At 45.3% G+C, this 8,169-nt stretch carries 8 protein-coding genes; 7 read left to right on the plus strand and 1 reads right to left on the minus strand.

Going from position 1 to position 8,169, the window contains the following annotated elements; genetic code table 11:
• Nucleotides 1-1,106 (plus strand): apolipoprotein N-acyltransferase (lnt, locus tag ACP45E_RS09980; RefSeq protein WP_069584961.1); only part of this gene is annotated, 1,106 nt, incomplete at its 5' end.
• Nucleotides 1,107-1,301: 195 nt separating this feature from the next.
• Here the strand turns inward: lnt and ACP45E_RS09985 are convergent.
• Entirely contained in the window at nucleotides 1,302-1,772 is a 471-nt protein-coding gene (locus tag ACP45E_RS09985) for a zinc ribbon-containing protein (RefSeq protein WP_017034696.1), read from the minus strand.
• Between the two features lie 121 nt (nucleotides 1,773-1,893).
• Between ACP45E_RS09985 and leuS the strand changes: the two genes are divergently transcribed.
• The 6 genes from leuS to ACP45E_RS10015 all read left to right on the plus strand — a co-directional run.
• Complete coding sequence (leuS, locus tag ACP45E_RS09990) at nucleotides 1,894-4,470, plus strand: leucine--tRNA ligase (protein WP_017038844.1); 2,577 nt, start codon at nucleotides 1,894-1,896, stop codon at nucleotides 4,468-4,470.
• A gap of 143 nt (nucleotides 4,471-4,613) precedes the next feature.
• The gene (gene lptE / locus ACP45E_RS09995; protein WP_017034698.1) at nucleotides 4,614-5,267 is read left to right on the plus strand and encodes an LPS assembly lipoprotein LptE; all 654 of its coding nucleotides are present in this window, start codon (nucleotides 4,614-4,616) and stop codon (nucleotides 5,265-5,267) included.
• An 8-nt stretch (nucleotides 5,268-5,275) separates the two neighbouring features.
• Nucleotides 5,276-6,298, plus strand: a complete 1,023-nt coding sequence (gene holA / locus ACP45E_RS10000) for a DNA polymerase III subunit delta (protein WP_017034699.1) — start codon at nucleotides 5,276-5,278, stop codon at nucleotides 6,296-6,298.
• A gap of 61 nt (nucleotides 6,299-6,359) precedes the next feature.
• Nucleotides 6,360-6,677 carry a ribosome silencing factor gene (gene rsfS, locus ACP45E_RS10005; protein ID WP_065576806.1) on the plus strand — a complete coding sequence of 106 codons (318 nt, stop codon included), beginning with the start codon at nucleotides 6,360-6,362 and terminating at the stop codon, nucleotides 6,675-6,677.
• Between the two features lie 3 nt (nucleotides 6,678-6,680).
• Nucleotides 6,681-7,151, plus strand: a complete 471-nt coding sequence (gene rlmH, locus ACP45E_RS10010) for a 23S rRNA (pseudouridine(1915)-N(3))-methyltransferase RlmH (protein WP_017034701.1) — start codon at nucleotides 6,681-6,683, stop codon at nucleotides 7,149-7,151.
• Nucleotides 7,152-7,156: 5 nt separating this feature from the next.
• The coding region (locus tag ACP45E_RS10015) for a penicillin-binding transpeptidase domain-containing protein (RefSeq protein ID WP_277815697.1) at nucleotides 7,157-8,169 on the plus strand (1,013 nt) is incomplete at its 3' end.

Genomic DNA, 8,169 nt, shown 5'->3' on the forward strand with positions numbered 1-8,169 from the left:
GCTTTCCATGGCTATGGCTAGGCTACAGTCAAATAGACTCACCACTCGCGAACTTTGCCTCCATAGGTGGCGTAGAGTTAATCACTTTTCTGCTGCTTCTCTCTTCTGCATCCATGGCTTTTTCCCTATTTAGCCGTTCATGGTCAATATTGCTCATTCCATGCGTCATCTTATCTTCTGGGTTTGGCCTGAGAAATGTGGACTGGGTGACTCCCGACTCTGACAACTCGACGACAGTAGCATTGATACAGGGAAATACTGACCAATCCAGTAAATGGATACCCAGTCAACGCTGGCCAATAATCATGAAATATGTCGAGCTAAGCCGTGAACACTGGGATGCAGATGTCATTATCTGGCCAGAAGCGGCCATTCCTGCTTTTGAATTTGAGATCCCAGCTTTTCTACGAAGCCTTGACGAGTCCGCTAAGGAAAACCAAACGGCAATCATTACCGGAGTTGTGAACAAAAATGACACAGGGAACTTTTATAATAGTGTCCTCGCTATTGGCAGTACACCTTACGGCGACTACAGTTACGACCCAAATGAACGCTATCACAAACACCACCTATTACCTTTTGGTGAGTTCGTTCCTTTTGAAGACATTTTAAGACCGATTGCGCCATTTTTTAATCTACCAATGTCCTCATTCAGTCAAGGGGACTTTGTTCAACCTAACATCATAGCCAATGGTCGTCATATGGCACCAGCGCTGTGCTATGAGATTATATTTAATGAACAAGTTAGGCGAAACGTCACCGATGATACCGACTTTATTCTAACGCTATCTAATGATGCTTGGTTTGGGGACTCTATTGGCCCGCTGCAACATATGGAGATTGCGAGAATGAGAGCCAGAGAGTTAGGTAAGCCTTTGATTCGTTCTACCAATAACGGGGTAACAGCGGTAACCGACTTTAAAGGGAATATTATCGAACAAGTCGCACAATTTGAGACCGCTGTGTTAACGGCCACCCTCCAATCAACAACCGGCCAAACCCCTTATCGTAACTTTGGAACTTGGCCATTGTATATTTGGGTAGCTTTAAGTTTGGTTCTTTCCGCCGTTGCCGCTCGTAACACCGTTGCTAAGCCTAAGCGTTGAGACCTTAAGCTTTCGTGCTTAGTGCTTAACGCTTAGTGGTCAACGCTCAATGATCAGTACTTCACAGCAACAAGCTCAGTATTTAACACTAACAACCGATAACCTAGTAGCTCGCACCTAAGAACAAAGATGATTGGTGAGGTGCTAGATTATCGGTGTTAGCGGCCCTCAGCGAAAAACAGAATGCAGTATTCGCTAAGGCTTTAATGCCTGCCGACTAAACCCAGTATGGCCACATTGCGTGCAGGCGATCACTTTTGTGGGATGGTTATACTGCACCTTATGACCACATTCATCACAAATCAAAATACCAAGCCCTATCATATCCCCTGCCTGATATAGCCCCTGATGTTCAAGATCTTGAAACAGCTCGACCCACTCAACCTTTGTTCGATCGGTAATATCAAGCAACCCCTGCCAAATCGAATCCGAAATCATGATCGAAAATGGGCTGCCTTTGCTCTCTTCATAATTATCAGCGAACGCCTTAAAGTCAGATTGTAGATACGCTGAAATCAATGAAAGCTCATCTTTAGTCATATCATTAGCAGCGCTGACGACTTTAGCGGATGTTTCAAAAACATGGGTAATTTCTTCAGGGCTACTTTTCAATGTTTCGACAACCTCATCGAACATATCTTCGTAACCCGCTTTATGTTTTGGCATAACAAACCCCCTCAAGATAGATTGGCTATTGTTGTACTACGCTCCTTTAGGTATTCTATGTCGATCTTTAAGATTCTGTTCTAACCGAACTCACAAATTCCAAGATAACCGGATATCATCGATGCAAGAGCAATATAACCCGCAAGACATTGAACAAAAAGTTCAGCAGCACTGGGACAACAGCAAGACCTTTGTTGTAAGTGAAGACCCAAATAAAGAAAAATTCTACTGTCTCTCTATGTTTCCTTACCCTAGTGGGCGACTGCACATGGGTCACGTTCGCAACTACACTATCGGTGATGTGGTATCTCGTTTCCAGCGTCTGCAAGGAAAAAATGTCATGCAGCCAATTGGTTGGGATGCATTTGGACTTCCTGCTGAAAACGCCGCAGTCAAGAACAAAACTGCGCCAGCGCCGTGGACATATGAAAACATCGAGTACATGAAAAACCAGCTGAAATTACTCGGCTTTGGTTATGACTGGAGTCGTGAATTCGCAACCTGTACGCCAGAATATTACCGTTGGGAACAAGAGTTCTTTACCAAACTGTACGAAAAAGGCCTAGTGTACAAGAAAACCTCTTCTGTTAACTGGTGCCCTAACGACCAAACTGTACTGGCTAATGAGCAAGTAGAAGATGGTTGCTGCTGGCGTTGTGACACGCCTGTAGAGCAAAAGAAAATTCCACAGTGGTTCATTAAAATCACAGAGTACGCTCAAGAGTTACTCGATGACTTAGATAACCTTGAAGGTTGGCCTGAAATGGTGAAAACCATGCAGCGCAACTGGATCGGTCGCTCTGAAGGTGTTGAACTCTCTTTCGCTGTTAACGGTGAAGAAGCGCCATTAGAAGTATACACAACGCGTCCAGACACGCTAATGGGGGTTTCTTACGTTGGTATCGCAGCAGGTCACCCACTGGCAGAGAAAGCGTCTAAGAACAACCCAGAGCTTGCAGCATTCGTTGATGAATGTCGTAACACCAAAGTGGCTGAAGCAGAATTGGCAACGATGGAAAAGAAAGGCATGGATACTGGCCTAACGGCTATCCATCCTCTTAACGGTCGTGTTGTTCCTATTTACGTAGCAAACTTCGTTCTTATGGATTACGGCACGGGCGCGGTAATGGCGGTTCCTGCTCACGATCAACGTGATTACGAATTTGCAGTTAAATACGGTATCGACATCATTCCAGTCATCAAACCAGAAGACGGTTCTGAGCTAAACGTTTCTGAAGCGGCTTACACAGAAAAAGGCGTTTTGTTCGATTCTGGTGAATTCGATGGTCTTGCGTTCCAAGAAGCATTCGATGCAATTGCTGCGAAGCTTGAAGCTGAAGGCAAAGGTAAGAAGACAGTAAACTTCCGTCTACGTGACTGGGGGGTATCTCGCCAGCGTTACTGGGGCGCTCCAATCCCAATGGTAACCACTGAAGACGGTGAAGTTCACCCAGTACCAGCAGACCAACTGCCAGTCATTCTTCCTGAAGATGTAGTAATGGATGGCGTAACGAGCCCAATCAAGGCTGACAAGTCTTGGGCTGAAACAACATTCAACGGCGAACCCGCTCTACGTGAGACTGACACGTTCGATACGTTTATGGAGTCTTCTTGGTACTACGCACGTTACTGTTCACCGCAAGCAAACGACATTCTAGATCCAGAGAAAGCAAACTACTGGCTACCCGTTGACCAGTACATTGGTGGCATCGAGCACGCTTGTATGCACCTATTGTATTCTCGATTCTTCCATAAACTGCTTCGTGATGCAGGTTATGTCACCTCTGATGAGCCATACAAACAACTACTATGCCAAGGTATGGTATTGGCCGATGCGTTCTATCACGAAAACGAAAAAGGCACCAAAGAGTGGATTGCACCGACTGACGTAACGGTTGAACGTGACGGTAAAGGTCGCATCGAAAAAGCAGTCGACGATCAAGGTCGTGAAGTTGAACACTCTGGCATGATCAAAATGTCGAAGTCTAAAAACAACGGTATTGACCCTCAAGAAATGGTCGACAAATACGGCGCTGACACCGTACGTCTATTCATGATGTTTGCGTCTCCTGCAGACATGACACTTGAATGGCAAGAGTCTGGGGTTGAAGGTGCAAACCGCTTCCTTAAGCGTGTTTGGAAACTGGTTCACGCACACTCATCTAAGGGGGCTGCCGAGGCAGTTGATGCTTCTGCGCTTTCTGGCGACCAAAAAGCACTTCGCCGTGATGTTCACAAGACAATCGCAAAAGTCACCGATGATATCGCTCGTCGTCAAACCTTTAACACCGCGATTGCTGCCATCATGGAACTCATGAACAAACTGGCGAAAGCGCCTCAAGAGTCAACACAAGATCGTGCGATTCTAGATGAAGCCCTGAAAGCGGTTGTTCGCATGCTTTACCCAATGACGCCACACATCTCTTACGAAATGTGGATTGCATTGGGCGAGTCCGACGTTGATTCAGCAACATGGCCAACGTTTGATGAAGCGGCACTGGTTGAAGATGAAAAAACCATTGTGGTTATGATCAACGGTAAACTTAGAGCAAAACTCATCGTTGCTGCAGACGCGACAGAAGAACAGGTTAAAGAGCTTGGTCTAAAAGATGAGAACGCCATTAAGTTTCTAGATGGCTTAACCATACGTAAAGTTATTTACGTACCAGGTAAGTTACTTAACATCGTGGCAAACTAATGCAGTTTGGATTTTAGCTACGTGTAAATTAAGCAGGGTGCTTACCCACCCTGCTTACTTATCTAATCGTTCTACGTCTTGTTCTACCGATAAGCACAAAGAGCCATTAGATAAGTATCCCAATTAATGAGAGCCTCCTAAACATGCGCCTGACTTCTAACTCATTTAAACTTGCTTGCGTTGTATTCAGCGCCAGTTTAATTTCGGCATGCGGATTCCATCTGCGTGGTGACTATTCAGTACCCGAAGAGTTATCGACTATTTCTGTCACCAGTTACGATGAATACAGCACTTTTACGCGTGTAGTCAAAAATCAATTTCGCCTAAATGATGTGGAAATAGTTTTACCAAATGAAGAAATCCCAAACATGCACTTATTAGGTGAGGGGGTTGGTGAAAGAACATTGTCGCTGTATCAAAACACTAGGGCCGCTGAAATTGAGTTGACCTTTCGTGCCTCATACCGCGTCACCATTCCTGAACTAGGTGCGAAGACATTTTCTACCAGCGTGACTCGAAGCTACCTTGATAACCCACTGACCGCTTTAGCAAAGTCAGTAGAACGTGACATGATCGAAGATGAAATGCGTAAACTCGCCTCAACACAAATTATTCGCCAGATGGGCCGATTAAGAGCCGATATCGAAGCGCATGAAATGCTCCTTGAAGAGCAATTCGTTGCGGGTTATGACAATACGGAAGAGCAGTACAAAATCAAAACCATTGAAGGCCAATTACCACAAATATCAAACCCACAAGCGGAAGCCAATTCCACCGCTGCAGACACTGCGCAATAGAGCCGAACATGCGTATTTACGCCGACAAACTTTCAGATCAACTGAATAGGCAACGCCATCCTGTTTACTTGCTGTTTGGCAATGAGCCACTGCTGATTCAAGAATCCCACCAAGCTATCCGAGCTAAAGCTCAGACAGAGGGGTTTGATGAACGTCATCGATTCACCTTAGACAGCAACCTAAACTGGAATGATGTGTACGATTGCTGTCAAGCGCTCAGCTTATTTTCCGCTCGCCAAATTATCGAACTAGAAGTGACAGAAGCAGGGCTCAATGCAGGACACTCCAAAGAACTGGTGTCACTAAGCGCAATGCTTCATCCTGATATTTTGCTGATCATCATTGGTGGGAAGCTCACCAAAGCACAAGAAAATGCAAAGTGGTTCAAAGCCCTAAACAACCAAGGTTGTTGGGTCAGTTGCTTAACACCAGACATTCAAAGACTGCCGCAATTTGTTCAATCCCGCTGCCATGCTCTGGGTTTAACAGCAGATGCAGAAGCAAGACAAATGCTGGCTCAATGGCATGAAGGCAACTTATTTGCCCTATCCCAAAGCTTAGAAAAATTAGCACTTCTCTACCCCGATGGGCAGTTAACTCTGGTTAGATTGGAAGAATCACTGAGCCGTCATAACCATTTCACTGCTTTTCATTGGATCGATGCGCTGCTGGCAGGAAAAGCAAAGCGAGCTCAACGGATTTTACGCCAGCTTGAAGCTGAATCGGTAGAGCCGGTGATCCTGATTCGCTCAATTCAAAAAGAGCTTATGCTTTTGCTGAAGCTGCAAGTAGAACTCAAAACAGCGTCTGCATCTCAAGTCTTCGATAAGCACAGAATATGGCAATCGAAACGACCGCTGTACAACAGCGCTTTATCTCGACTTTCTTTCGTCGCTATTCAACAACGTTTGAGCTTACTTGCACAGTGCGAAATATTGTCTAAAACTCAATATGACACGTCTCCTTGGCCAATATTGCACCAATTGAGTTTAGAGCTGTGTCAGCCGTCTATCAACTTGGCAGCATCCTAATAAAAGCATGCTATACTGCGCAGCCAAAAATTTACCCATTGACACCCCTGAGGAATTCCTTTTGTTACGTGAAGAACTGAATAACTTTCTTGCTGATAAAGCAGACGATATGAAAGCACTGAATATAAAAACGATTAATGTACAAGGTAAATCAAGCATTACCGACTACATGATTATTTGTACTGGCACCTCTAAAACACACGTGGCTTCTATCGCAGGGCATGTTGCAAAAGAAGTAAAGCAAGCGGGTTTAGACACGTTGGGTATGGATGGTGAAAAAGAAGGCGAATGGGTTGTTGTTGATATGGGCACAACCATGCTGCACGTCATGCAAGAAGAGCACCGTGAGTTATACCAATTAGAAAAACTTTGGGGCTAGTTTGTGAAGATTCAGCTTATTGCCGTTGGGACTAAAATGCCTAAGTGGGTCGAGGAAGGCTTTCAAGAGTATCGTCGACGATTTCCACATGACATGCCTCTCGAGCTGATCGAAATAACGGCAGGTAAGCGTGGGAAGAACGCAGATATTGCTCGAATCCTACAAAAAGAAGGGGAAGCAATGCTGGCTGCAGTGCCAAAAGGCAATCGCATTGTGACTCTGGATATACCGGGCAAGCGTTGGGACACAGAACAGCTCTCGCAACAATTAGAAGCCTGGAAGTTAGACGCACGCGACGTATCGATTTTAATCGGTGGTCCTGAAGGATTAGCCCCTGCGTGTAAAGCAGCGGCTGATCAAAGCTGGTCTCTCTCTCCGCTAACACTCCCTCACCCTCTTGTCCGAGTGTTGATGGCTGAAAGTCTGTATAGAGCTTGGAGTATTACAGCCAATCACCCTTATCATCGAGAGTAACCTCCATGTTGCGTAAGCATAGCCAAATTCGAGACCACCATCAGGAAACACGGCTATTTAGAAGTCGTGCTCTTATTTCCTTTTTCGGCATCATCTTTTTGATGGGTATTCTGCTGGCGAATCTCTACAACATTCAGGTTAATCAGTACCAAGACTACAAAACTCGCTCTAATGACAATCGCATTAAAGTCGTACCGATTGCGCCGAATAGAGGCCTCATCTATGACCGTAATGGTAAACTTCTTGCTGAAAACCGCCCTGTTTTCAACCTAGAGATCACACTAGAAAAAGTCGACAATATTGATGATACGATTGCGCGGCTACAACAAGTACTGCCTGAAATCACCCCAGATCGAATCGAAACATTTACTCGCGAACGACGACAAACCCGTCGCTTTAATTCTGTCCCTTTGCTAACTCAGTTAACTCAAGAACAAGTGGCTAAGTTTTCGGTGCAGCAACACAATTTCCCTGGTGTTTCCATTACTGCTAACTTGAAGCGTTACTACCCTTACGGCAGTGTTCTTACCCATGTTATTGGTTACGTATCTCGAATTAATGACCGGGATTTACAGCGATTAGCGCGAGAAGAACGAGCCGCGAACTACCAAGCCACTCGTGACATCGGCAAACTTGGAATCGAGCGTTTTTACGAAGAAAAACTGCACGGCATCGCTGGCTATCAAGAAGTCGAAGTGAATAGCCGTGGAAGAATTATACGAACATTAAAGTACGTGCCACCAATCCCTGGCAAAGATATCGTTTTGAATCTCGATATCGATTTGCAGCTTTATGTTCACAAGTTGCTCGATGGTCGCCGAGGCTCCGCTATCGTGCTTGATCCTATTGATAATGGCGTCCTCGCTATGGTCTCTAGCCCAAGCTACGATCCCAATGCATTTGTGCATGGTATTTCATCCAAAGCCTACAACGCACTATTAACGGATATCAACCGTCCCCTTGTTAACCGAGCCACGTTAGGTATCTATCCACCAGCGTCAACGGTCAAACCTTTCAT

This window comes from Vibrio genomosp. F10 str. 9ZD137 (genome assembly GCF_049974785.1).
GTDB lineage: Bacteria > Pseudomonadota > Gammaproteobacteria > Enterobacterales > Vibrionaceae > Vibrio.